The 23,754-nt window shown below is 71.6% G+C and carries 17 protein-coding genes; 8 read left to right on the top strand and 9 right to left on the bottom strand.

From position 1 onward, the window contains the following. Positions 1–7: 7 nt before the first annotated feature. Positions 8–658, bottom strand: a complete 651-nt coding sequence (locus tag WMF14_RS38150; protein ID WP_437794467.1) for a hypothetical protein — start codon at positions 656–658, stop codon at positions 8–10. Positions 659–1,040: 382 nt separating this feature from the next. On the opposite strand from WMF14_RS38150, the gene WMF14_RS38145 reads away from it, so the two are divergent. Continuing rightward, on the top strand, positions 1,041–1,487 hold the full coding sequence (locus WMF14_RS38145) for a helix-turn-helix domain-containing protein (protein WP_437794465.1): 447 nt from the start codon (positions 1,041–1,043) through the stop codon (positions 1,485–1,487). Positions 1,488–1,502: 15 nt separating this feature from the next. On the opposite strand, the gene WMF14_RS38140 is transcribed toward WMF14_RS38145, so the two are convergent. Both WMF14_RS38140 and WMF14_RS38135 read right to left on the bottom strand, forming a co-directional pair. Next, positions 1,503–2,054 (bottom strand): sigma-70 family RNA polymerase sigma factor, encoded by a 552-nt coding sequence (locus WMF14_RS38140; protein ID WP_272104125.1) that lies wholly within the window; start codon positions 2,052–2,054, stop codon positions 1,503–1,505. 297 nt (positions 2,055–2,351) lie between these two features. After that, the gene (locus WMF14_RS38135; RefSeq protein ID WP_437794462.1) at positions 2,352–2,666 is read right to left on the bottom strand and encodes a hypothetical protein; all 315 of its coding nucleotides are present in this window, start codon (positions 2,664–2,666) and stop codon (positions 2,352–2,354) included. A gap of 5 nt (positions 2,667–2,671) precedes the next feature. Here WMF14_RS38135 and WMF14_RS38130 point away from each other — a divergent pair, with 5 nt between their 5' ends. From WMF14_RS38130 to WMF14_RS38115, 4 genes are all read left to right on the top strand, one after another. Then, positions 2,672–3,589, top strand: a complete 918-nt coding sequence (locus tag WMF14_RS38130; RefSeq protein WP_437794460.1) for a prephenate dehydratase — start codon at positions 2,672–2,674, stop codon at positions 3,587–3,589. Positions 3,590–3,967: 378 nt separating this feature from the next. Further along, positions 3,968–5,980, top strand: a complete 2,013-nt coding sequence (locus tag WMF14_RS38125; RefSeq protein ID WP_437794458.1) for a PPC domain-containing protein — start codon at positions 3,968–3,970, stop codon at positions 5,978–5,980. A 616-nt stretch (positions 5,981–6,596) separates the two neighbouring features. Continuing rightward, the gene (locus WMF14_RS38120) at positions 6,597–7,712 is read left to right on the top strand and encodes a hypothetical protein (RefSeq protein WP_437794457.1); all 1,116 of its coding nucleotides are present in this window, start codon (positions 6,597–6,599) and stop codon (positions 7,710–7,712) included. 408 nt (positions 7,713–8,120) lie between these two features. Further along, a complete protein-coding gene (locus tag WMF14_RS38115; RefSeq protein WP_437794454.1) occupies positions 8,121–8,648 on the top strand; it encodes a DinB family protein in 528 nt (175 codons plus the stop codon). A 249-nt stretch (positions 8,649–8,897) separates the two neighbouring features. Here the strand turns inward: WMF14_RS38115 and WMF14_RS38110 are convergent, their stop codons facing one another. The 3 genes from WMF14_RS38110 to WMF14_RS38100 form a co-directional block, all read right to left on the bottom strand. Next, the gene (locus WMF14_RS38110; RefSeq protein ID WP_437794452.1) at positions 8,898–10,934 is read right to left on the bottom strand and encodes a bifunctional metallophosphatase/5'-nucleotidase; all 2,037 of its coding nucleotides are present in this window, start codon (positions 10,932–10,934) and stop codon (positions 8,898–8,900) included. A 91-nt stretch (positions 10,935–11,025) separates the two neighbouring features. Then, positions 11,026–12,309: a diaminopimelate decarboxylase gene (locus WMF14_RS38105; RefSeq protein ID WP_437794450.1), complete on the bottom strand. Its 1,284-nt coding sequence runs from the start codon at positions 12,307–12,309 to the stop codon at positions 11,026–11,028. Between the two features lie 210 nt (positions 12,310–12,519). Further along, positions 12,520–13,440, bottom strand: coding sequence for a protocatechuate 3,4-dioxygenase (locus tag WMF14_RS38100; protein WP_437794447.1), 921 nt, complete (start codon positions 13,438–13,440; stop codon positions 12,520–12,522). Positions 13,441–14,605: 1,165 nt separating this feature from the next. Between WMF14_RS38100 and WMF14_RS38095 the strand changes: the two genes are divergently transcribed. Continuing rightward, positions 14,606–15,013 (top strand): response regulator, encoded by a 408-nt coding sequence (locus WMF14_RS38095; protein ID WP_437794444.1) that lies wholly within the window; start codon positions 14,606–14,608, stop codon positions 15,011–15,013. Between the two features lie 63 nt (positions 15,014–15,076). Beyond that, complete coding sequence (locus WMF14_RS38090) at positions 15,077–15,973, top strand: dienelactone hydrolase family protein (RefSeq protein ID WP_437794441.1); 897 nt, start codon at positions 15,077–15,079, stop codon at positions 15,971–15,973. Positions 15,974–16,039: 66 nt separating this feature from the next. On the opposite strand, the gene WMF14_RS38085 is transcribed toward WMF14_RS38090, so the two are convergent. The 3 genes from WMF14_RS38085 to WMF14_RS38075 form a co-directional block, all read right to left on the bottom strand. Then, positions 16,040–16,894: a Uma2 family endonuclease gene (locus WMF14_RS38085; RefSeq protein ID WP_437794439.1), complete on the bottom strand. Its 855-nt coding sequence runs from the start codon at positions 16,892–16,894 to the stop codon at positions 16,040–16,042. Between the two features lie 133 nt (positions 16,895–17,027). Next, positions 17,028–18,281 (bottom strand): hypothetical protein, encoded by a 1,254-nt coding sequence (locus tag WMF14_RS38080; protein ID WP_437794437.1) that lies wholly within the window; start codon positions 18,279–18,281, stop codon positions 17,028–17,030. Then, positions 18,278–22,594: a VIT domain-containing protein gene (locus tag WMF14_RS38075; protein WP_437794435.1), complete on the bottom strand. Its 4,317-nt coding sequence runs from the start codon at positions 22,592–22,594 to the stop codon at positions 18,278–18,280. Before WMF14_RS38075 ends, WMF14_RS38080 begins: the two co-directional genes overlap by 4 nt. Positions 22,595–23,049: 455 nt before the next feature. Here WMF14_RS38075 and WMF14_RS38070 point away from each other — a divergent pair, with 455 nt between their 5' ends. Beyond that, entirely contained in the window at positions 23,050–23,568 is a 519-nt protein-coding gene (locus tag WMF14_RS38070; RefSeq protein ID WP_437794433.1) for a hypothetical protein, read from the top strand. The last annotated feature ends 186 nt before the right edge of the window (positions 23,569–23,754 follow it).

The following is a 23,754-nucleotide window of genomic DNA, read 5'->3' as shown; positions in this document are numbered from 1 at the left end:
GCGCTCTCTATCCAGGCGGGGTGACGTCGGGCGGGGTGACGCCAGGCGCGGTGAGGCCGGGCGCGGTGACGCCGGGCGCGGTGAGGCCAGGCGCGGTGAGCTCGCCGAGCTCGTCGCGCGACGCGCGCGAGAGCCGCTCGAACTCCGCGCCCAGCCAGTCGAGGAACGCCGCGTCCCACGTCGGCCCTTCCGGGCGGGATGCGACCGCCTCGGCGAGCTCACGGTCCCAGCGGCCGTAGACGTCCCGGAGGAGCGCGTGCGCCCGGCGGCTCTCGGCGGACGCAGGATCCGTCTGGCCGTCCGTGCGCTCGGCGAAGGCGTCCTCGCAGAGGAAGTAATTGCATGTCGCGGCCCGCCGCTCGGCGGGGACGGTGCAGCTGCGCGCGCCGTGATAGACGCACTTCGACTGCCGCGGGGCCGTGCGCTCCTCCCGCTTCCGCACGCGCCGGAGATCGAGTCCGCGGCTCACGGGGAGCAGGTTGCCGGCGGCGATCTGCTCGAGCAGCCAGGCACGGCCCTCGAGGGAGACGATGCGCCCGATGTCCGTCCAGTCGAGCTCGGGCGGGCTGACGCAGCACCCCGCGGGGCCTTGCGGGCACTGGGCGCACAGCGTCGAGTGCAGCCGGGTGTGCTCTCCTGAAAGCTCCAGACGGATCATCGAACCCCTTGCCGTCCCCCGAAGGGGCCGAGACACGCGCTCGATACAGCGCACATCCTGCCAGCGAACGCGCCAGGAATGACAGAAGCGCCCAGCGGCTGCAACCGACGCGACCGACGCGACCGACGCAACCGACGCAACCGACGCAACCGACGCAACCATCGCATCGCTGACCGCGCCTCGATCCGAGCAGCGGCCAAGCGCCCCTCCTCACCGACATAGCGATCGAGAAGCGCGAGAACTCGCACTCCCGGGCGCTCTTGGAGGAGCTGAATCAGTTATAGTAAGTAACGGTCAACGACGCGCGTCCCGCGTGAATGCAGGGAGAAACGTGCGATCGTCCTTTTCCGGCCGCGGCGGGAGTTGATAGGCTGCGCCGGCCATGAGCGATGAGCTTCCCAAGGAGGTCGGTCGGGCCATTCGCGTGCTCCGGCAGCTGCACGGGCTCACTTACGCCGAGTTCGCCGAGAAAGCGCGCCTCTCGGCGACCTACCTGCGGCAGGTCGAGCGCGGCGAACGCGATCTCGGGCTCGGCGCGCTGGCGCTCATCGCACAGGGGCTCGACTGCGACGCTCGGCTCCTCCTGCCCGGCGACGGGAGGAGCCCGGTCTCCGCGGTCGTCGCCGATCGCTTCGATCGCGCGCCCGAGGCCCTCCAGGAGGCGCTCCTCTTCCTGTTGATCGAGCCCGACGACTCGCCGAAGAAGCAGGCCATCCTCGCGCTCATCAACGAGGATCCGGAGCGCGCGCGGCTCCGCTCGCGGCCTCGGTCGGAGGAGCGCGGGTCGCGCGGCTCCACCCCCTCGTCATCGAGCCGGCGCGGGCGATGAGCCCCTGCTGAGCCCTCACGTCCTCGCGGACCAGCCCGTGACGCGAGGTGGCCCGGCGCCGGACTCCTGCCGGCCACCGCCCCGCGTCTCTGCGCCGGGCATCGACGCGAGGCGCCGCGTGGCCAGCTGCTGAAATGCGGCGAGCGCTCGGCTCCGCCGCTTGTACGCCGTCGAGAGGGGGATTCCGGCCCGGCTCGCGAAGTCCGCCATCGGGACGCCCTCGATGTCGTGGGCCATGAGGATCGCGCCGAACTCGGCGTCGAGCTCGCGCAGGACCGCGAGCACGAACAGGCGATCGCACTCCGAGATGATCTGCTCCTCGGCCGAGGGCTCGTCGAGCTCTGCGTCGAAGTCGTCCGGCAACGGCTCCTCCCTCCGGCGCCGCTCGCGCAGCCCGTAGTGGGACGCGGCGTGGACCGCGATCTTGTTCAGCCAGCGATCGGACGGCCCGAGCTCCGGATCGTAGTTCCCGAAGCTCTCGTGCGCCGCGAGCATCACGTTCTGCGCGATGTCCCAGCGATCCCGGCGCGGAACCCCCAGGAGGCGGAGCCATCGCCGCACGAGCACGATCGTTTTCTTGTTGAAGATCCGCCAATAGGCGCCTTCTCTGTCGTTCGGCGGCCCTGAACCGTGGCCTCGACGCCCCGTTCCCGACATCGCGTAACGATCGTTATCACAAGAAACGGAACTTGCAAAAACTGGTCGGGGCGATCACAGGCGAAATTTGATCGAAAAAGTGGTCAGGTGTATGCGCATGTGGTTAACGCTTGCGCCACCCTCCGCGTGCGCATTCGCGCGCATGCAGGCCGAATCGCTCGGGAAAGCGTCGTTCGACGATGGTTCTCGCGATGTAACGATCGTTCCTCATCCGAACTGCTCCAGGGTACCTTCGGGCATCGTCGAGCACGATGGTGCTCCGCCTGGCAGCTGCGGCGCGATCGCCGCGCGGGCGGGCTCGGCGGCGGCCTGGTGCACCGCGGCGGCGGGCGCCTCCACGCGCAGGCAGGCAGGCAGGCGAGGCGCCGCCGCTTTCCTCGCTGGACTCCGCCGCATCGCGCCGGTAGACAGGCGGCGCTCGATGTACAGCTTCCATCGAAGGATGCCGGCCCCAGGGCGGAGCGGCGCGCCCTGCTCGGGGCGTGTCGCGACCGTCCGCGCGGGCTCGGGCGGGGCGCTCATCGCTCATGTCGGCTGACGCGGGGAAGCCAGGGACGGCGCGCGGCGACGGCGCGGCGCCCGCGGCGAGCGACGCGGCGGAGGTCCCGGCGCCGCGCCAGCGGGTCGCCTACTTCGGGCGGCCCGGGACGTTCAGCCACGAGGTCGCGTCCCGGCGCTTCGGCGCGAGCGCGGACCTCACGCCCCGGCGCACGATCTCGGAGGTGTTCGACGCCGTGGCCGGCGGCGCGACGACCTACGGCGTCGTGCCGATCGAGAACGCGCTGGGCGGCCCGATCTACGACACCGTCGATCAGCTGATCCGCCGCGAGGGCACCGGCGCCGCGCTCGCCGTGTGCGAGGAGCTCTCGCTGCACGTCACGCTGTCGCTCCTCGGCAGGGCGGGCGTGGCGCCGAAGCGCATCTATTCGCACTTCGTCCCGCTCAAGCACTGCGGCGACTGGCTGCGCGAGACCTACCCAGACGCGCAGATCCTCGAGGCCGAGAGCACCGCCGAGGCCGTCGAACGCGCGGCGCAGGACGGCGAGGCCTGCGCGATCGGCAACAAGGGCGCGGCGGCCATCTACAAGCTGGAGATCCTCGTGCCGAAGCTCGGCGCGAAGGGCGAGAACATCACGCGCTTCTTCATCGTCGGGAAGACCGCGGAGCCGCCGGCGTCGGGGGGGCGGACGCTGCTCCTGTTCGGGCTGGACCACCGCCCGGGCGCCCTGGTCGCGGCGCTCTCCGCGCTCGGGAGACACCACATCAACCTCACGCGCATCGTCTCTCGCGCGCTGCCCGACAGCCCTGAAGAGTACCTCTTCCTCGTCGAGTGCGAGGGCAGCACGGAGGAGCCTGCGTTCAAGGAGGCCCTCGCGCTGCTCGAGCAGCACGCGACGGGCGTACGCTCGCTCGGCTCGTTCCGCGTCAGCCAGAAGTACGAGTAGAGCGCCCCGGGTCGACCCGCTGACGATCGCCTAGCCGCGCAAGCCCTGGCCGCGCGGCGCGGCCGGTACGTCCGATGACCGCGAGTCCGCCGCGGCGGGCGTGCGCCTGCCGCTCATCGCGTAGGCGCCCCCACGCGCGGGGACGACAACACCGCTGCGAAGCTGGGAATATCTTCGCGCGGGGTATCCCGCGTGACTCATGCGCTCTTTTCAATAACCAGTTACCCCTCGCCTGTGACTAGAACGCTCGCCAGGTGCGGTCTCGCACTTCTCAATAGGCAGGGTGACATGGATCTGCATTGGCGATGGCTCTTCGTTGTGGTGCCGGCGCTCATGGGTTCTCTGGAAGCGTGTGATGTGGACCCATGGGAATCGGAGTTGACGGGCGACAGTAAGCTGCAGAGCGGCGGAGCGGGCCAGAAGCACCGGCCCGTCGGCGCGAGCTGCAGCTGCGATGCGGACTGCGACGGCGAGGCGGCCGTCTGCATGCTCGGCATCTGCATGCAGCGCGCGGCGGGGCTGTGTACGGCGCCGAACAGCGAGCAGGGCTGCGCGCCCGGCTCTCGCTGCTTCAACACGGACATCCTCTCCGACTCGGGGGTGTGTTATCCCCTCTATGATCCAGCGACCTGCGATGGCGTGCAGAACCGTCATGGCCTGTGCTCTCCTCGGCGCGGCGACGGGTGCAACGCGGCCTGCGGCGCGGCGTGCGCGGAGGATACGGTCGGCGCCGGGGAGGTCGGCGCGGCCTGCGACGACGAGGAGGCGTGCTCGCTGCGCGGCGGGACCTGTTATCGCGACGAGGATCCCTCGGCGCCGAACGGCTGGGTGGAGGGGTACTGCCTCGCCTTCGACTGCGAGAGCGACGACCAGTGCGGGCCGGGCGCGGGCTGCTTCCCCGCGGCGGAGGGCGGCTCGCCCGTGTGCATGAACACCTGCGGCAGCGATCTCGACTGCCGGCCTGGCTACGTGTGTCACACCGTCGACGGCGAGGACAGGTCGGCCTGCTACGCTGGCTGCGACGCCGCGTCGACCTGCCCGGAGGGCACGACCTGCCTCGGGGAGCTCTGCGTATCGGACGATGTCGCGTGCTCACCCGACGTCCCGTCCGGCTGGTGTCCGGAGGGCAGCTCCTGCGATGGCGGCGAGTGCCGCAAGGGCCCCTCCGGCTGCGGCGCCGAGGGCGACGCCCTCGAGCCCAACGACGATCTGGGAGCAGCGGCGACCGCGCCCACGGGCGTCACGAACGAGCTCACCCTCTGCGAGGGGGACGAGGACTGGTTCAAGATCGTCGTGCCGGAGCGGACCATCGTCCGCGTGGGCATCCGGTTCCGTCAGGCCGCCGGGGACATCGATCTGGTGGTCTATGACGGCGTGGGCCGCCTGCTCGGCTCGCGCGACGGCGCGCAGTACCCGTACTCGTACCGCGATCAAGAGACGGACACCGAGTTCTATGGATTCTACTCCGAGCGGGGTGGTGCCGAGTACTTCGTCCGGGTCGTCGGCCATGACGGCGCGCAGAACGCCTATGGCCTGGACGTGACATCGACTCCGTATGTCGATGGCCCAAGCTGCGTGGACGCCGGCTTCTCGTTCGACGAGTGCGCCGGCTTCGGCGAGGGCGGCGGCGGGCTCTTGCCGTTCCCGTTCCCCGACCCCGACGACTCGGTGGTCGGCGGCGGTTACGTCTGGGAGACGTTCGGCAATTACCGCTTTGCCAGGCGCGAGCTCATCATGCTCGTCCGGGACGCCCTCGCCGAGACGATGCGGGCGTTCCCGGGCACGACGCCGCTCTCGCTGATCGACGTCTGCCAGATGAACGGCGTCACGCCCGGCTACGACGTCGACAGCCCGCGTCACCCCCAGTCGACGCACGACCAGGGTGGCAACATCGACATCGCCTATTTCCAGACCGACGGATCGAACGATGGGCAGATCATCTGCGGAGACGGGTCGAAGCACGAGGACGGGTACTGCTCTTCGGCGGCGAAGCGGAAGCACATCGTCGACCTCGAGCGGGAGGCGTTCTTCATGGCCCGGCTGTTCCGCTCGCCCCGCACGCGCGTCGTCGGCGTGGACAAGGTGATCGCGCCGTTCCTCTCGAGGACGGCGGCCAGGCTGAACGCTCTTCCGGCCCGGGATCGGCGGAAGATCACCGACGACGAGCTCGCGAGCTTCTCGGACCGGATGGCGTACGGCGAGGGGTGGCCATATCACCATCACCACATCCACCTCAGCATGGACTGGTGGCCGAGGGACGCCGCGGCCGGCGGCACGCCGGAGGCGTCGTTCGCGGCGCCGCCCGCCATCCATCGTTCGCCCGCGCTCGCGGCCGGGCAGCGGATGGTGTGGCCACCGCTGCCCGATCATGGTCGTGCGGTGAACGACTAGCGCCCCCCGTTCGGCCGCGCTGCCCGCCAACGGCGGAGTCGCGCGACGCTCGACATCCAGTACGCCCGGATCGTGAAGACTCCCATTGAAACCGCGTTCTCGCAGCTCTGTCTGGGCTGCAAGCACGTCGACCACGTCGGGTGCTGGCATCGCTTGTGGTAGAGCCCGCCTCCCTGGCGTCTCGGGCGACAGAAGGTCCCTTGTCGACTCGCATCCATTCTGCAAAAGTGCGCCGTATCCACAACGCACTCGTGCATCGAAGGGGCCTCGTCCTACTCCACAGCCGCTGGCCGCGGGGCCTCCTGCCAGGGGACATGCAACAAGCGACCGATGCCGGCCCGGACCACGGGATTCCCAGCGGCGATCGAGGTTCTTCGCACGTGGATCCAGGGTGGCGCGCAGGCCTCCGTCACCCTCGATCCATGACGCGCCGAAGCGCGTGAAACAGCGGAGGATAACTACATGAGGGCGGGAATGTGGGATTAGCTCGAGTCCCGCCTTCCACGCTCCGCGCCGCCATGCTTTACTGTCGCCGTTCTTGGGAAGATGCTGTCGCCTTTTCGGCGCCTTGTCCGCCGGACGGACAGGTCATCGGACCACCTGAGGAGAGTTTCTTATGAGCAAGGAACGAGATACCGAGACCCAGGGCCCGTCGTTCAAGGTCGTTGACCGGCGCCAGGCGCTCCTGGGGCTGGGGGTGATTGCCGTCACCGTGTCGTGCGGAGATGGCGGCGAGTCGGAGGAGCCCGGAGGCACCGGCGGCGGAAGCTCCACGAGCTCCGGGAGCAGCGGGTCCACGGGCTCGGCTTCGGGCTCGGGCACGGGAGGCGGGGGGTCCGACCCTGGCACCACCACGGCGGGCTCGGGCGGCGCGGAACCGGGCAGCACCAGCGCCACGGCGGGCTCGGGCGGCTCAGGCGAGGGAGGCTCCGAGCCGGGCACGGGAGGTGGTGGGGGTAGCGGCAGCGGTGACGGCCTCACGGCGCCGCCGTTCGACAATGTGCCGACGTGCAGGGCGCTCAACAAGACGGACGGAGCCGGCCAGGGCCCCTTCTTCATTCACGAGCTCGAGAAGAACGACGACATCTCCCTGGTCCGACAGGACATTCGTGGTCGCTACAATGAGAGCGCGCCGCCCGGCGTGGAGATGCATCTCCACCTGCGCGTGCTCGACATGAGCAAGCCCGATTGCGACGGCAATGGCGTGGGCTTGGCCGGCGTGGAGGTCTACATCTGGCACACGGACGGGCAGGGGTTCTACAGCGGCTTCGGGACGAGGGGTGGCGCCAACGAGCAGAAGCCCGACGCGCCGTACACGGGCAGGCCGGGGCAGAACGATCTCAACAACACGGACCGTTTCTGTCGCGGCGTGCAGACCACGGACGCGAACGGCGTCGTCTCGTTCCGGAGCATCTTCCCCGGCTGGTACAACGGCCGCGACGTTCACATCCACTTCGTCTGCTTCAAGAAGGGGTCGATGTCGAAGGGGCGCACCACGTACCAGGGTGGAGATCACATTTTCACGACGCAGTTCTACTTCGACCCCGCCTTCACCGACTCCGTTCATACCAAGTACGATCCGTACAAGGCGCGCACCACCGGCAGCCTGGCGAATTACTACCAGGGCGCCATCAAGGCCGACGAAGCCGGCAACAGCGGGCTTCGTGCCAAGGCCGTGCTGGAAGGGGACATCGTGATCGCCCAGATGCAGATCGCGGTGAATCCGGCCTGAGGGAGCGGGCTCGCTTCCTTCCCACAGCTGCGTCGACCGACCGCCGGGCGCGTTCGAGCCGCGCCGGCGGGCGCCCCTCGCCGGTCGACGCTGTCCGCTCGATGAGACCCCGCTCATGAGAATGTCTTGATGCCACGGGGATCCCGCGCGCGCCTCCTTGAAGTAGCATCACGCGTCCTACGCAAGACAGCACTCCCCGGACTCGCTCGGCGTGACCGACCGGAGCTGTCATGATGATCGCCTGTCGCCGGGAGCTCGGAGTCGTCCTCCGAGGAGGGCCGATCAACGGGGATCCGGCGGGCGCGGTGCGGATCCCGTTGGTCTCCGCGCGCGGGCAGGAAGAGGGGCAGCGGGCATGCTAGGCTCGGGGCCATGCGACGCGACAGCCCTGACGCCGCTCCCTCGTCCATGGCCAGCGAGGTCGGCGGCTACTTGCTACGGCAGTTCGAGATAGCCTGGCAGCTCACCAGTTTTCACCTCGACGGGCTTTCCACCGAAGAGTGCTTGTGGCGCCCTGCTGACCAGGGATTGCACGTTCGTCAAACCCCCGATGGCCGGTGGCGCGCCGACTGGCCGGAGCACGAGGGATACGATCTCGGCCCGCCGAGCGTCGCGTGGCTGACGTGGCATCTCGGCTTCTGGTGGTCCATGGTGCTCGACCACGCCTTCGGCGACGGCGCTCTCGCTCGCGAGGACGTGACGTGGCCTGGCAACGCCGACGACGTGCGCGCGTGGCTCGGAAGGCTTCAAGGCCAGTGGCGAGCGGTGATCGAGCAGGCGACCGACGACGACCTGCGCTCGACACGACGGACGCGATGGCCTTTTCAGGACCGTCCGTTCGGTGATGTCGTCGCGTGGGCCAACGTCGAGCTCACGAAGAACGCCGCCGAGATCGGCTATGCACGCTTCCTCTACGCACGAAGGCCGCGCAGCTAGGGGGGCGAGCCTGCGTGCCTGGAGGGCTGGTGGGCGCCGCAGGTAGGCACGGCGTTCCAGGGGAAGACGGGCTGCGTCGAGGCGAACGACTCGGCCTGCGAGCCGCTCCTGGGCTTGAAGATCGACGGCAAGCTGACGCTGGGGTGAGAACAGAACATTCTTCTACGCGATCCGCCATCTGCTGGAAGAGCCAGCTCGTCCACGGGTGACGAGGCACCCGAGACGTGAACGACCGATCCAGGGGGCCGATCAGGGCACGACCGTGATCCGATCGAGCACGGGCGGGGAGACGGGCGAGTTCGCCGCGAAATAGTCCCGCAGCGCGTCCAGATCCAGCGCGCCGCCGAGCCGATCGGTCCCGTCGTTGAGCACGGTGAAGCCGTCGCCGCCCGTCGCCAGGAAGCTGTTCACCGTCACCCGGTAGGTCCGCGCCGCCTCGATCGGGACGCCGTTGATCCGGATCGAGGCGATGTCGACCTTCGCGCCGATGGGCGCGCTCTGGCTGTACGTGTACGTGAAGCCGTCCGAGATCTGAAGGATCAGGCTCTGCCTTACGCCCCCCGCGTCCAGCCGGAACTGCTGCTCCAGCAGCGTGTCGATCTGCGCCCCCGTGAGGGTCATCACGACCAGGCTGTTGCCGAAGGGCTGCACCGTGAACACCTCGCCGAACGTGACCACCCCGTCAGTGGGCTCGGTGGCAGAGGCCGCGTACGTGATGTCCGCGCGGATGCCTCCCGGGTTCATGAACGCGATCTCGGCTCCGCCGGTCCTCGCGTCGCGCGTGGCGGCGAGCTGGGCGTCGGCGATCACCGCGCCCATCGTGAACAGCCCGGCGCCCATGGCCGGGACCGCGCGGTCGAGCGTCGCGGTGATGGTGCCGATCTGCGTGTTGGCGAGCGGTGCCGCGAGGTCCTTGTAGCGCGTCACCAGGGTGCTCACGCCCGCGTCGGGCGCTTCGCGCGTCACGATGACGTTGTTCGCCGTCTTTGCCGTCACGTCGCCCGTGCTCTTGCTGATCTCCAGATCGATGTCAGTCACCAGGCGGCCGAACGACGCCGCGCTCGTCACGATTTTGTCGCCGAGGATGCAGTTGTACGCCTGATGGGTGTGCCCTGAGACGATCACGTCCACGGCGGGGTCGATGTTCGTGGCGATGTCGACGATGGGGCCAGAGATGCCCGGGCACTCGTTGAAGAGGCCGGTGGGGAGCCCTCCCTCGTGGAGCACCACGACGATCGCCTCGATTCCCTGGGCCTGGAGCTCCGGGACGATGTCGTTCACCGTGTCGACCTCATCCATGAACGACAGCCCCGCGACGCCGATCGGCGTCACGATGGACGGCGTGTCCTCGAGCGTCATGCCGATGAAGGCGATCTTCACGCCGTCGAACTCGCGGATGTCGTAGCGCGGGAAGAGCGTCCTGCCGGTCGTCGTGTCGACGACGACGTTGGCGGCGAGGAACTTGAAGTTCGCGCCCGGGAAGAAGGTGCCGTCCGTGCAGCCGTCGGCCGGGCTGCACCCGCCGTACTGCATCCGGAGGAGCTCCGCTGTGCCCTTGTCGAACTCGTGGTTACCGACACCGTTGATGTCGAGGCCGAGGAGGTTCATGGCCTCGATCGTGGGCTCATCGTGGAACAGCGCCGACACGAGCGGGCTCGCGCCGATGAGGTCGCCGGCCGAGACCACCACGGTGTTCGGGTTCGTGGCGCGGAGCGCGGCGACGCGCGACGCCAGGTAAGTGACGCCGCCGGCGTCCACGGTGGTGTTGGTGGGTGTGGCAGGCACGGTGATCCTGCCGCTGCTGCCGGTCGGGGGCTCCAGGTTGCCGTGGAAGTCGTTGAAGGCGATGATCTGCACGCTCACGGTGTCGCCGCCGGAGCCGCCAGCGCCGCCGGTGCCATCCGAGCCACCGGAGCCGCCGGAGCCGGCAGCGCCGCTGCCGCCGGAGCCGCCCGAGCCGGCAGCGTCGCTTCCGCCGGAGCCGCCGGAGCCGGCAGCGCCGCTGCCGCCGGAGCCGCCCGAGCCCGCAGCGTCGCTCCCGCCGGAGCCGCCGGAGCCGGCAGCGCCGCTGCCGCCGGAGCCACCGGAGCCTCCAGCGCCGCCTCCGCCCGAGGTGGTGCCCGCCGCGCCGCCGCTGCCGCTGGACACCGCGGCGGGGGTCGTCACATCGTCGTCTCCGCAGCCCGCGCTCGCGACCGGCGGCACGCACAGCGCGGCTCCCAGGAGCGTGACCCGCCACGCTCGTGCGCATCGCCCGAAGACCCACGAAGCTCCGCTCGATCTCATCTCAGCTCCTCCACGCCGCAGCGCTCGCCGCTCCATGCTGCCACATGCTGGATTCCCGTGGAAACGTCCGTGTGAACGCCGCGCGGCGGGCTCATGGCCGGCCGCGGCCGCGGCTCCAGAACGCGACGACGTCCTCTGGCATCTCGCGCTCGCGCAGGACCCGGATGTCGTCGGCGTCGACGCCGAGCACAGCAGGGATGCCGCGGCTGCAGTGGCGAGACCACATGCTCAGCGTGTAAGCCCCCGTGTCGCGGATGAGCACGAGATCGCCGGGCGACAGCTCCGGAAACGCGAGCTCGCGGGCCAGCACGTCGCCGCCGAAACAGAGCGGGCCGCCGAGGGTGCACGGCGAGAGCGGCCCCTCCTTGGGCTCGGCCTCGGGATCGAGCGCCATGAAGTCATGGTGCCAGTCGTCCGGGTGATACGCGCGGCGCAGCAGGAAGTCGGCCCCGAGGTGGAGGATCGCTGTGCGCCCGGCCGAGTCCTTCTTCACGTACTCCACCCGCGAGACAGCGAAGCCGCAGCCCGCCTGGACCCAGCGCCCGAACTCGGTGATCAGCGCGGTCCCCTCCTCGAAGAGCGTCGGCACCTCGCGCCGCAGCGCGGCCGCGTAGTCCTCGAGCGCCGGGGGGCGGTCCGTGCTCCGGTAGGCGACGGGCAGACCGCCGCCGATATCCATGGTGCCGGCGGCGAGCGGCCCCATCGCGCGCCGGAGCTCCTGGCGCAGCGCCTCGACGCGGCCGATCCCGTCGACGAGCTGCGAGAGCGCGCACCCCTGCGAGCCGACGTGCACGTGCAGCCCGGCGAGCCACGGGTACCGCGCGAAGGCGGCGCGCACGGCGTCGGCCTGTTCGAGGGGGACCCCGAACTTGGAGCGCCGATCCGCGACGCTGGTCAGGGCGATGCTGGAAGCCCCGACCTGCGGGTTGATGCGCAGCCCGATGCGGCTGGCCGCCCCCTCGTGACGGACGAGCTCGTCGATGCGAGCGAGCTCATCGAGGTTGTCGGCGTTGAGCCGCACGCCCAGGCCGAGGGCCTCCGCGATGTCGGCGCGGGACTTCGCGGGAGAGTCGTAGACGATGCGGTCCGGAGGGCAGCCGGCGGCGAGCGCGAGCTTCACTTCCTCGAGCGAGGCCGCCTCGAGCCCAGCGCCGCAGTCGACCGCCGCCCGCAGGACCTCGACGAGGGGGTTCGCCTTGATCGCCACGGTGTGGAGGGCGCCCGGCGGGAACGCCGCGTCGATCCGTCCGATGCGCGCCCGCATGCGCCCCAGGTCGTGGAACAGGACCGCCGGCTCCACATCCATCCCGCGGCGCCGCGCCTCGCGGAACGCGCGCGCCATGCTCCCGGGATCCAGCCGATCCGTGTCGCTCATGGAACCTCCCTACCGCAGTCTGGCGCCCCGGAGCGAGATTGTCCGCCGCGCGGGCGCCGCGAAGGGGAGAGGTGCCCTGTTTCCTCGAAATTTCGTGTCGTTCGGCCGGCAGCGGGCAGGCGCCGTTCCGGCTTGCCGACGGGTGGCCCGGGTCGAGCTGGGGGCGGTGACGCACTGGCCCCCGGGCGCCCTGGGAGGATTCCCACGCGCTCAGGCATCGACGATGATGTTGAGAATGCTGGTGACCAGCCCCGAGGTGTACGTCGCCGGCATGACCACGCTTTCTGGCGGCGGATTGAGGCTGGACACCGGGATGTTCGTCGAGCGAGCCGCGTAGGCGGGCTCCTTCTTGAAGACCTCCGCGCCGAGGTCCGCTTCGAAATAGAGCTGCGTCGCGATCCGGCTGGTCGTGGCTCCGTTGATGCGAGCGACCATGTGGACGTGGACCGGCCGCCCTGCGTCCGACCCGGGATAGATCGACTTGAAGCCCACGATCCCGTTGCGGTCGGAGAGCTGCACGCCGCGGCAGAAGCGATCCTGGCTCTCCGGCGTACGCTCGGCCGCGCCCGTGGACGGCGTGGAGGGGTCCTGATGCTCGAAGCCGCTGGTGTGCCCCTCCGCGTCACAGTGCCAGATGTAGACCTCGGCATCGGGGATGGGCTCGTGGTTGTTCCGGGCGTCGAGCAGGCGGACATAGAGCCTGAGCTCGCAGCCGGGGTGGTCGTCCCGGATGTCGTTGCGAAACAGGCTGATGTCGTTCGGGATCTCGCTGTCGTCGATGAAGGACGACCCCCCGATGTCGGTGGCGGTCAATCGGCAGCTGCCGGCGCCCTTGAAGATCGACGGATCCAGCGCGTCGGCGCCTCCTGCGCTCACGCCGCCGCCCGCGCTGCTCGGGCTGGTGGCGAAGGGGCCCGCGGTGCTGCTGCCCGTGCTACCAGGGCCGTTCCATGCGCCTCCTCCGCCGCCGGTGCCGCTCCCGCGCAGGTCGCCGCCGATCTCGTCGTCCTCTCTGCAGGAAACGAGTACGGGCTTGGTGATGGCGAACGCCCCGAGCTTGACGAGGGGCTGCCGACGGTTGAAGACCCAGTCGATCAGATCTCGCGGCACGGCTCCTTGCCTGTTACCCATACAACGGTCTCCTTCGATGAGTCGCCGATCTGACCCGTGCAATCACCCTGGTTTGACCGGACACGGAGCGGCGCCTCGCCCGTGCGCCAGCGTCGGGGCCAGCGCCGGCGCTGCCCAGGCTCGCGCCGCGGCCGGCGGTAGGGCCGCGGTCGACGCCGCCAGCGCCGCTCGTCCCCGAGGAGGCGCTCGTCGGCGCCGCGTCATCCGGGGCGTCATCGCCGTTCCCGGTCTCGGACTGGCACGCCACCATGACGAGCGACGGGATGAGCGCGCCGAGGATGGGTCGGGGAGCACGGGTACCGAAGCCGCCCGAGGACAGGCTGCCCCACCCGCTGTTCACGGTGAGACAGTGCTTCAAGGACATACGGGCTTGGCCCTCCTAAGTAAGAACCGGGCGACGCGCCGAGGTGCGCGATCGCGGAGCGACGGACCACAGATGGGATATCGTCGCTCGCTCTCGTCGTCAAAAGGATCGATTGATTTCTGGACCGAGGGAGAAGTGGACATTCCGATGCTGAGGCCGAGTCGACTCGCGGGCGGCTGGTGAGGACAGGACCGACCTCCCCGGGAGGATCTCACGCCAACCTGCTGAGCACGGACCGTGCCTTGGCTGCCGGGCTCGTTGCATCTCGTCTCTCTCTCGCCTCGTCCAGATACCTAGTGGAAGAGCCAGGGCTCTCCTCGAAGCAGCCCTGGCGAAGAAGTGCAGCGCGCGCGGTGCGCACAAGGTTTCCTGTGTGACTCAGACGAATTCCCGGAACGGGCCGATGTGATCACGCCGCGGGCGCGAGGAGGGGCCGTGCCGGTCCTCGGAGGCCGCCGCGGGGCAGCTGACCAGCGCGGATCCCGTTGTTTGGAGCGGCTGCCAGCGGGGGCGGCGACGGTTCGGGGCCTGGCGGCCGCCTGTACAGGTCGACTCGAGCCGGAGGATGAGCCCGCTCGCCCGAGGACCAGGCGGGCCTTGTCCGAGGGAGGCGAGGCACGATCGCCGTGCTCCCGCTCGGCGTGGGACCCTCCGGGCGATGACGGTGCAGGCGTAGCCGGACGTGGAGGGGCCCAGGGGCGCCGCTGGGGCCCTCGCCTGTCGGAAAGCCGACGGACGCTTCTGATTTTGTCGGTTTTGGTGTACTAGGCGCCCCCTCGAGAGCTCGAACCGGACCCCCGCATGACCCGCATCCTCCTCATCGACGACTCCGCCGCGATGCGGGCGCACATGCGAGCCGCGCTCGAGGGGGCGCCACAGCTCGGGCCGGCGGTGGAGATCGACGAGACGGCGAGCGGGTTCGAGGCGCTCCGGCGGATGCACGGGGGCGCCTATGACGCGGTGATCATCGACATCCACCTTCCGGACATCGATGGCCTCGAGCTCATCCGTTTCATCCGGCAGAGCCGGCACCATCGCGACGTCGCGGTCGTCATCGTCTCGTCGATGTCCTCGCCGCGCGAGCGCGAGCGGGCGTTCCGGCTCGGCGCGCATGCGTTCGTCGCGAAGCCGTTCGCCCCGGATACGCTGGCGTCTGCGGTCCGGCGGGGCGTCGCGTCGAGCCAGCTGCGCCTGCGCGTCGCGACGTAGGCGGGCGCGACGCCTCGCGGCGAGGCTTCCGGCGCACCGCTCCGAGCTGGTAGGGTGCGGGCCATGACGCTCCTGGCCCACCTCCGCCGCCTCCGCTTGGCTGCGCCGCTGGCGCTGCTCGTCGCGACCGCCTGCTCTGCCTCGTCTCCCACGCCCCGCGTCGAGTCGCCGACCGGGGCCGCGGCGCCGGCGCCGGCGTCGTCCGGCGCCGCGGATAGCCCGACCGGGCTGCTCTCGGAGGAGGACTTCAAGGCCCTCCACCAGCTCAGGGCGGACAAGGCCCCGCCCGCGCGAGGACAGACGGTCGAGGTGGCCGGCACGAAGGCGTACCTGAGCCTGCCGCGGGACGCGAAGCCGCCGATCGCGGGCGTCGTCGTCATCCACGAGTGGTGGGGCCTGAACGAGCACATCAAGCACTGGACCGATCGCCTCGCGGAGGACGGGTATGCGGCGCTCGCCGTGGACCTCTACGGCGGCAAGGTCGCGACCACGCCGGACGACGCGATGGCGGCGATGAAGGCGGTCGACGAGGCGAAGGGGATCGAGATCGTGCGCGCGGCGCACCGCTTCCTCACGACGGACGCGCGCGTCCTCGCGCCCCGCACGGCCTCGATCGGGTGGTGCTTCGGCGGCGCGTGGTCGCTCAAGCTCGCGCTGAACGAGCCCGAGCTCGACGCGGCCGTCATCTACTACGGCCGGCTCGTCACCGACCCCGCGCAGCTCAAGGCGATCAAGGCGCCCGTGCTCGGCATCTTCGGCAACCAGGACAAGGGCATCCCGCCCGAGGTCGTCAACGACTTCGACAAGGCGCTCCACGACGCGGGCATCGAGCACGAGGTGCTCCGGTACGACGCCGACCACGCCTTCGCGAACCCGTCGGGAGAGCGGTACAACACCAAGGCCGCGGCGGACGCGTGGGAGAAGGCGCGGCGGTTCCTGGCGGCGAAGCTGAAGGGCTGATGAGCGGCGCGGCGGCGGGGCTGGCGAGGAGGACTCAAGCGGCCATCCCCCTCGCCGGCCAGGCGCTCAGCGCGACGTGAGCCGCTCTATCTCCGCGCGCGCCTGCGCAAGCTGTTTCTCTGTCTCCTCGCGCAGGCGCTGCTCCTCCTCGCGCAGGTGCCGCTCCCTGTCGAGCTCCGCGGCCAGCTCCTCGGCGACGCGCTGCGCGTCCTCCTGGTGGGAGATGACCTGATCGAGCATCCCGCCAAGGCGGGCGATCATCTCGTCCGCGTCCTCGAGGGGGGCGTTGCCCGCGAAGAAGCGGGGGCGAGGGCCGTCGAGCAGCAGATCGAGGCCGAGCACCTCGGAGGCGAACCGGCCAGCCTGAGGCACGATGCGCTGGTAGGCGCGCGGGCGTGAGGGATCGCTCTCCTGGGCCGCGGGCAGCCTGTAGGCGTGCAGGCGCAGGCGGGCGCGGTCGAAGAGGAAGTACTCGCGGATGCCGAGCCGGGCGTAGCGGTCGACGTTGAGCTTGTGATCCTTCGTGCGGCTGCCAGCGACGTGGACCTCGATCACGAGATCGAGCCCCTTGCCCTCGTGGTCGACCGCCCACCGCATGCGCTCGTGGGGCTCGACGTCGACAACGGCGAGCAGGTCGGGCGCGAACCGCGGCTCGCCGGGATAGAAGACGGCGAGCTCGGAAGAGAGGTAGATCTTGCGGGCGGTGCGGCGAAAGAAGCCGTCCAGGGCGTCGAGCGCATCGCGCTTCGCCTTGCGGTGCGCGTCTCCCTCGGGGGGCATGAGCTCCAGCGGGACCTCGGCAGGGAGCATGTCGACGACGCGCGCGCGCTCGGCCGGGGTCATCCGCGCCCACTGCTCGCTCGTCGGCGCGCGCGGGTCCGCAGGGTCGAAGAGATAACCGGCAGGGAGGGCCTGAACCACACGCAAAGCCTAGCTCAACCGACCTCGCTCGGGGAGGCTCCCAGGGCGCCGCGCGCCAAGGGCACTCCTTGCACCCCTTACGGCCAGGCATCGTTTTCCGTTCGATTTTCAGGGGCGGTCGTCGCTCCTCGCTTCAGCGGAGCTCGCGCAGCGCTGCGATGAGCTCCGACAGCGACGTCGCGTCGCTCCGATCGAGCGCCGCCGAGCCCGCGGCGAGCGCCTCGGCGAGCGCGCGCGAGCCCCCGGCCTCCGGCGCGGCGGCGGCGACGGCCGACTCGGCGCGCGCTATCTCCGTCACGAGCGCGCCGATCGCCGCCGGATCGATCGCCGCCGCCCTCGCCGTCGCGGAGAGCGCGCCCGCGGCGCTCTCGACCTGCTCGACAGAGGCGCGCGTCGAAGCGTGGAGCTCCGCCAGGCGCAGCCGCTCCAGCAGCGCGCCGTACGCCGACTCCATCGCGGCGAGCTCGCGCAACGCGAGCGCCGCCGGACCCTCCGCGGCCTCTGGACCGGCCGCACTGTCGACGGCACCGAGCGCGCCCGGCGCGCGCCGTCCTGCGATCTCCATGACCTCGGCGCGCGCCGCCCGCACCTCGCCGAGGAACGCCTCGAGCGACGTCGCCGCCGGCGCGAGCGCGCCCGCGCCCAGGGTCGCGAGCGCCTGCGTGGCCTCGCGCGGCCGCCGCCGCAGCAGCCGCCGGAGGGGCGCGTTGCACGCGATCCGCAGCGCCGCGGCCTCCGCGGCGGCGAGCACCCGCTGGCCCATCGACAGCTTCAGCGCGGCCTCGTCGCACGCGCGCGCGAGGTCCTCAGCGAGCGCGCTCGCCTCCGGTCGCGTCTCCGATCGTGGCCCGTCCTGCGCGCCGGCGCGCTTCGCCTCGAGCGCGGCGCGCGCGTCGGCCAGCACGCCGACCGCGGCGCGCAGCCGCGCGACGGCGTCGTCGGCCGAGGCCGTCTCGGCGGCGAGGTCGTCTCCCTCGGCGTACGCGCGCTGGCTCGCCGCGAGCAGCCGGCGCCGCTCGTCGCCGGCCCGCAGCGCCGCGGCGCTCCGGCGGGCCCGCGCCGCCCCGAGCGCAGCCGCGCCGCGCGCGCCGAAGGTCCACGCGCACGCCGCGGTCGCCCCGATCGCGGCCGCGGCGGCGATCCCCACGGCGGCCGTCGGGACGGCCGCGCCCGCGCCCGCGCCCACGCGCAGCCCGATCATCCCGGCCGCGAGCGCGCAGGCCGCCGCGCCCGTGCCGACCGCGCGCGCGCCGCGCTGGCGGGGCGCGGCCTCGAGCGCCGTCACGCCGAGGTAGGCCACCGAGCCGAGCGCCACGAGCAGCAGGACGAGCGACAGCGGCGAGGTCAGCGTGATGAGGAGCCAGCCGAGCAGCGAGACGTCGATCATGGCAGCGCGCCGCTCGCCAGCGCGACCTCCCGGTCCTTCGCGCCGATCGACCCCGGCGCGCTCGTCACCTGGAACGACGCGCCGTCCCACACGATCGTCGTCACCACGAAGCGCACGTCCCTGCCCGGCGGATCGCTGCGGAACCGGACGCGCCACTCGAGGCGCGCGAGCTCCGAGGCGGGCAGCTGCACCGCCGCGAGCCCGACCGCCGGCGCGAAGGTGCCGTCGCCGAGCGCCGCGTCCACCTGGCCGTCCCGCGCCGCGAGGGCGAGCTCCGCGGCGTAGTCCTCCCAGAGCACGACGCGCAGCGCCCCGGGGCCGCTGAAGAGCTGGAGCTCCTTCAGCTTGCGGGCGAGGCTCTCGGCCTCGGCGCCGGGGGCGGCGCCCCCGGCGAGCAGCCGGCCGATGCGCGCCGCCGACAGGAGCCGCGCCCACGCGCGCGGATCGTCGGCCCCCGGCGTGCCCTCCGCGGCGGCGACCTTGCGCTGGATGCGGAGCGCCTCGTCGACGCGCCCGCTGCCCGCGGCCGCCGCGGCGAGCCTCAGCCAGCCCTGGGGCTCGGCCGGCGCGAGGTCCGTGAGCGTCGTGTACTGGCGGTACGCCGCCGCGTACCAGCCGTGCCGGAGGTAGACGTCGCCGAGCATCGCGCGCGACGCGGGGCTCGCCGGATCGAACTCGACGACCTCCGAGTACGTGCGCAGCGCGTCCGCCTCGAAGCCGCTCGACGCGAGCACGTCGCCGAGATCGAGCGCGAGCGCCGGGCTCATGAAGCCGCGGTCGCGCAGCCGCCGCCCGTAGGCGAGCGCCTCGTCCTTCCGGCCCGCCTCCGCGAGCAGGCGCACCCGCCGGATCTCCCCCTCCGGATCGTCGGGCCGGTCGGTGAGCGCCTGCCGCACCAGCGCGAGCCGCTCGTCCACCGTCGGGAGCGCCGCGAGCCGCTCGTCGAGGAGCGCCCAGCTCGCCCTCGGATCGACGCCCCCGAAGAGCGTGCGCCGCACCGCCGCGGAGATCGCGGGATCCACGCTCCGCCGGAGGAGCGCGTGCGCGATGAACCGCTGCGCCTCGGGCTCGCCGGCGAACCGGGCGAGCAGCGCCTCGGCGCCGCCCTCGGTGGACACCTTCGCCTGGAGGAGCGAGAGGAGCGCGGCCCTCGAACGCCAGTCCGGCAGCTCGCAGGTCGTGAGCGCGCCCTCATAGCGCGCGATGAGCTCCTCCGCCGCCGTGGCGCGGGCGAGGCGCTTCGACCAGACGACGATGCGCTCGGCGAGCGGCCGCCGCGCGGTGTCGCTGCACGGCGCCATCGCGACCTGCGGGCGCCTCGGCGGCGGGGAGGTCCGGGGAGCGGGGCGCACCGCCGCGGGCGCTGCCTTGCGGGCCTTCTCCAGGCGCAGGATGGCGTCGGACGGCGTGATCGCACCGCCGCCGCCCACCGCGCCTTTGAACCCGAGCGCGCCGGCCGCGCGCCGCGCGGGCGGCTCGCCGGCCGCCGGTGCGCTCATGGGCGCATCCAGCGGGCGGGGGGCGTCCGCCTGGTTCGCCGGGGCCTCCTGCTTCAGCCGCGCGGGCTCTTGCTTCACCTCCGCCTCCTCTGCCGGGGGCGCCGCCGTCGCGGTGGGCGCAGGGGGTGGGGCCGCCTGCGCGGCGCCGGGCGAGGCGACATCCCCCCGGGCGCTCTGGTCCCGCTCGTTGCCCTGCTCCGCAATCGCCGGCGCCATCGCCGGCGCTGGCGCCGCCGCCTGCGCCCTCGCGCCGTAGCCGCCTTCTTTCGCCGGGCTCTCCTCGTAGCTCGCGCTCGGCTCGCTCCTCCCGCACCCGGCGGCGACGGCCGCGGAGGGCGGCGCGAGCAGCGCCGCGAGCTCGCGCTCTCGCTGGGGCGTGAGCGACGTCAGCCGCTCGCCCCGGAGCGGCGAGCGCCGCCGCCGGATCCCCTGGTTCATGTAGGCCTGCTCGCTCTCGAGCGCCAGCGTGCTCGTGAACGGCGTGATCAGCCCGTAGTCGAGCCCGAGCTCCACCACCTTGCCCCGGTGCGCCTCGATGTCGTCGCCGTCCGCGAGCAGCCGCCGCATCTTCTCGGCGGCCCAGAAGCGCGGCACCAGCGCCGCGCCGACGCCCCGATCGAGCTCGATGGGGTGCTCGCGGGTGTACTCCTTCCCCGCGAGCCGCCCCTTCACGATCGCCTTCGTGGGCAGCGCGTGGTGCGTGCGCGCGAGCAGCACCACCTCCTCGCCGCGCGACACCTTGCCGCTCGCGGTGAGCATCGGCTCGTCGAGCCCTGCGCCGAGGTCGATCGCGAGATCGGTGATGGTCGGCGTCTTGATCGCGCCGGCGAGGCGCAGCACCTCGGATGTCGAGCCCTCGGCCTCGTCGATCCGGAACGCCTGTCCTCCCCCGGCGCGCGCGAGCTCGCGGAGCAGCGCGTGGTTCGAGTTCTCGCCGACGCCGACGGTGAAGAAGCGCGCGCGCGAGCCCGTGAGCGAGCGCCGGAGGCGCTCCGCGAGGCGCGCGCCCGTCACCTCGCCGCTCGTCGCGAGCCCGTCGCCGATGTAGATGACCGCCGGCTGCTCCTTGCCGTGCACCCGCCCGAGCGCCGACTCGAACAGCGCGCCGAGGTCGGTCGCGCCCCCCGTCGCGTGCTCGGCCAGCCGCGTGAGCGCGGCGGAGATCTCCTTGTCCGACGCCTCGGCCAGCCCGTCCTTCGGGTGCAGGACGGCCGGCGCCGAGTCGAGCGCGATCAGCGCGAAGTGGTCCGACGGCGACATCGCCCGCAGGATCGCCTCGGCGGCCGCCGCCTTCTGCTGCCGCGCCGAATCGTCGGCCGACGCCGACGTGTCCACCACGACGACCAGGTCGGCGGGCAGCTCCTTGAGCTCGGCCCAGTCCACGTCGGGCACGTACCTGGCCATCACGTAGTCCGCGCGGTCCTCGCCCGCGGCGAAGCGCGACACCCGCAGCGGCGACGGCTTGGCCTTGACGGAGGCCTCGAGCTGGAAGTCCGCGCGCGGCTCGTAGCCGCTCCGCCGCATGCTCACCCGCCGCCCGCCGTCCTCGATCACCGCGTCGGCGAGCGTCGCGATCTGCAGCCCCTGGCCGGCCTGACCGAGATCCACGGAGAGGGAGAACTCGCCGATCTGCACGGGCTCGCTCGCCCGCATCGGGTAAACGTAAGCAAGCTTACCTGATGGCGCGCTGAGCAACTCCACGTAGCGCAGCACGACGCGCCGGGAGCCGCTGGCGGGCACGGGGAAGATGCGGGCGCGGTAGCTGTGCCCGTCGACCCACTCGAGCAGCGCCGGCTCGTGCCCGGTCTGCACGGCGGTCTGGTACCGCTGCGCCGCTTCCTTCCGCTCGATGACCTCGCCCTCGACGAGCACGCCGTTGGTCTCGACGGCGAACGAGCTCACGATCGCCCGCTCGGGCACGGTGAACCAGTACCAGCCCTCGACCTGGCGTCCGCCCGGGTTCGAGAAGGTCTGGTCCACCTCGGTCTCGGCGATGCCGTCGCGCAGGACGGCCCGCACGGATTGCCGGCTGATCTCGAGCGTGCGCGCCTGCGCCCCTGGGGCGCCCTGCAGGTCGACGCCGTAGATCCGGCCCGATCCGCTGCCTTCGCCTGCGAGCGGCCGGTGGTCGCCCATGCCTCCGGTCCAGTCCTCCCAGTAGGCGAGGGGCGCCACCTTGGGCGCGGCGCTGCCGGCGACCGTCGCCTGCTCCCCTGCGTGCACCTCGACGCGCCCGCCGGGGGCCGCGACGACGGCGAGCCCGCGCGCCACGTACACGCTCACGGCGTCGCCCGAGCGCCTCATCGACAGGCCGGCGTCGGCCGCCGAGACGTTGACGTCCCCGAGCGCGTGCGAGAGCCCGCCGCGCCCTTCGGGCGGCGCGTCGAGCCAGACCTCGCCCTGGGCGATCGAGAGCCCCTCTGCGCGGAGCGCGATCTCCGAGTCTGCGCGGAGGAACACCGCCGAGCCGTCGGCGAGGCGGACGAGCGCCCGCGCGCCCTTTCCTGTCGCGAGCTTCGCCCCGACCGGGACCGGTATACCGGACACCACGGTCGACTTCCTGTCGTCCTGCGCGCTCGCCGCCAGCGTGACCTCCCCCGACGACAGCTCGAGCCGCGCGCCGATCGCGCGGGTCTTCTCGGGCTTCGTCTCGTGGCTCAGGACGAGCGCGGTCACGCTGGCGGCGAGCGCGAGCGCCCCGAGCGCGAGCCGGAAGCGCAGGCCGCGCCTGCGGCGCGCGAGCTCGGCCCCCGCCCTCGCTGCGCCCTCTTCTGCCGGCGTGTCGGCCGGCTCTACCTGTTCATGCGACGACATCCAAGACCTCCTCGCCGCGGTGGCCCTCGCCCCCGGGAGCCCAGCGCGGGGCCGCATGCAGACGTCCCATGCCCCCCGGCGATCTACCGAAGCGATCGCGCTGGTCATCGTAACGGCAAAGCGCGGAGGAAGCGTAGCCCCAAGCCGGAGCGGGACGGCGAGCGGCGCTCCTCCGGCTGCCGCCTGGTGTGGGCACGAGCTGCGAGCCGCCCAGACGTCAAGAGAAGAAGAATTGAACGCAAAGGCGCAAAGGCGCAAAGACGCCAAGAGAGGAGAGAGAAGCTCGTGAAGGCGCAGGAAGATCGCAACGCCAGCGCTCCAAGAGAGCGAGGGAGGCTAATGTTCCCTCTTGTCTTTTAGCGCCTTTGCGCCTTTGCGCCTTTGCGGGTCCGGGTCGCCCCAACCTGGGTTGGGGGGCGGGGCGACCCCGCGCGGCGGGTCGCGTTGTGCTCCGCATGGAAGCTCTCTATGCTCTGTCGATGCAATGGACACATCGATTGCTTGTGATTTCCGTCGTGAGCTGTCTCGGCTGTGAAGCGAGCGACCCGGAGGCAGGCGTCAGCGCCGGCGGCACGGGTGTTCCGGACGTCTCGGGCGGCACTGGAGGCCAGGGCGGCGCCCCGGACCGGAGTTTCGGTGGGATCATCGATTCGGAGGGAGAGTTCGATCCCATCCCGCTCGAGGGCCTCACGCCCTGCGCAGAGCGCCCGGTGTTCTGCGAAGCTGGAGACACCTCCGCCGACGTTGCGACGGAGCACCTGCTGGAGATCGGCGAGGATTGCGTCATCGCTATGAACTTTCCGTGCGGCGCTGGGATCGCGGTCAAGTTCGATGAGAGGGGCTGCGCCGTCGGGACACAGGATCCTGACATCGACGCGAGAGCAATGTCCTGCTTCATCGAGGCCATCACGGCGGAGCGATGGGCTTGCGCCGCGGGCATGATCGTGCGCGCGGGCGCCTGGACTTGTGAATAACCGGCGCTCGCCTCGACACGCCGTGCAGGCCCACGCGTTGGCAACTTCACCCTGGCAATGAGCACGCCGGACCGAGGACGGCGCTCTCCTGCTCATGCATCCCCGGCGCTGCTCCCCTGGGATGGCGCCGGCGCCCGTCCGGCAGAATCGCCGCCCCGAGCGGCCGCTCCCGGGCTAACCTCGAGC

Origin of the sequence: Sorangium sp. So ce693 (assembly GCF_051521375.1) — a bacterium.
Taxonomy (GTDB): Bacteria; Myxococcota_A; Polyangia; order Polyangiales; family Polyangiaceae; genus Sorangium; species Sorangium atrum.
This window is presented reverse-complemented; position numbering and strand designations above follow the sequence as displayed.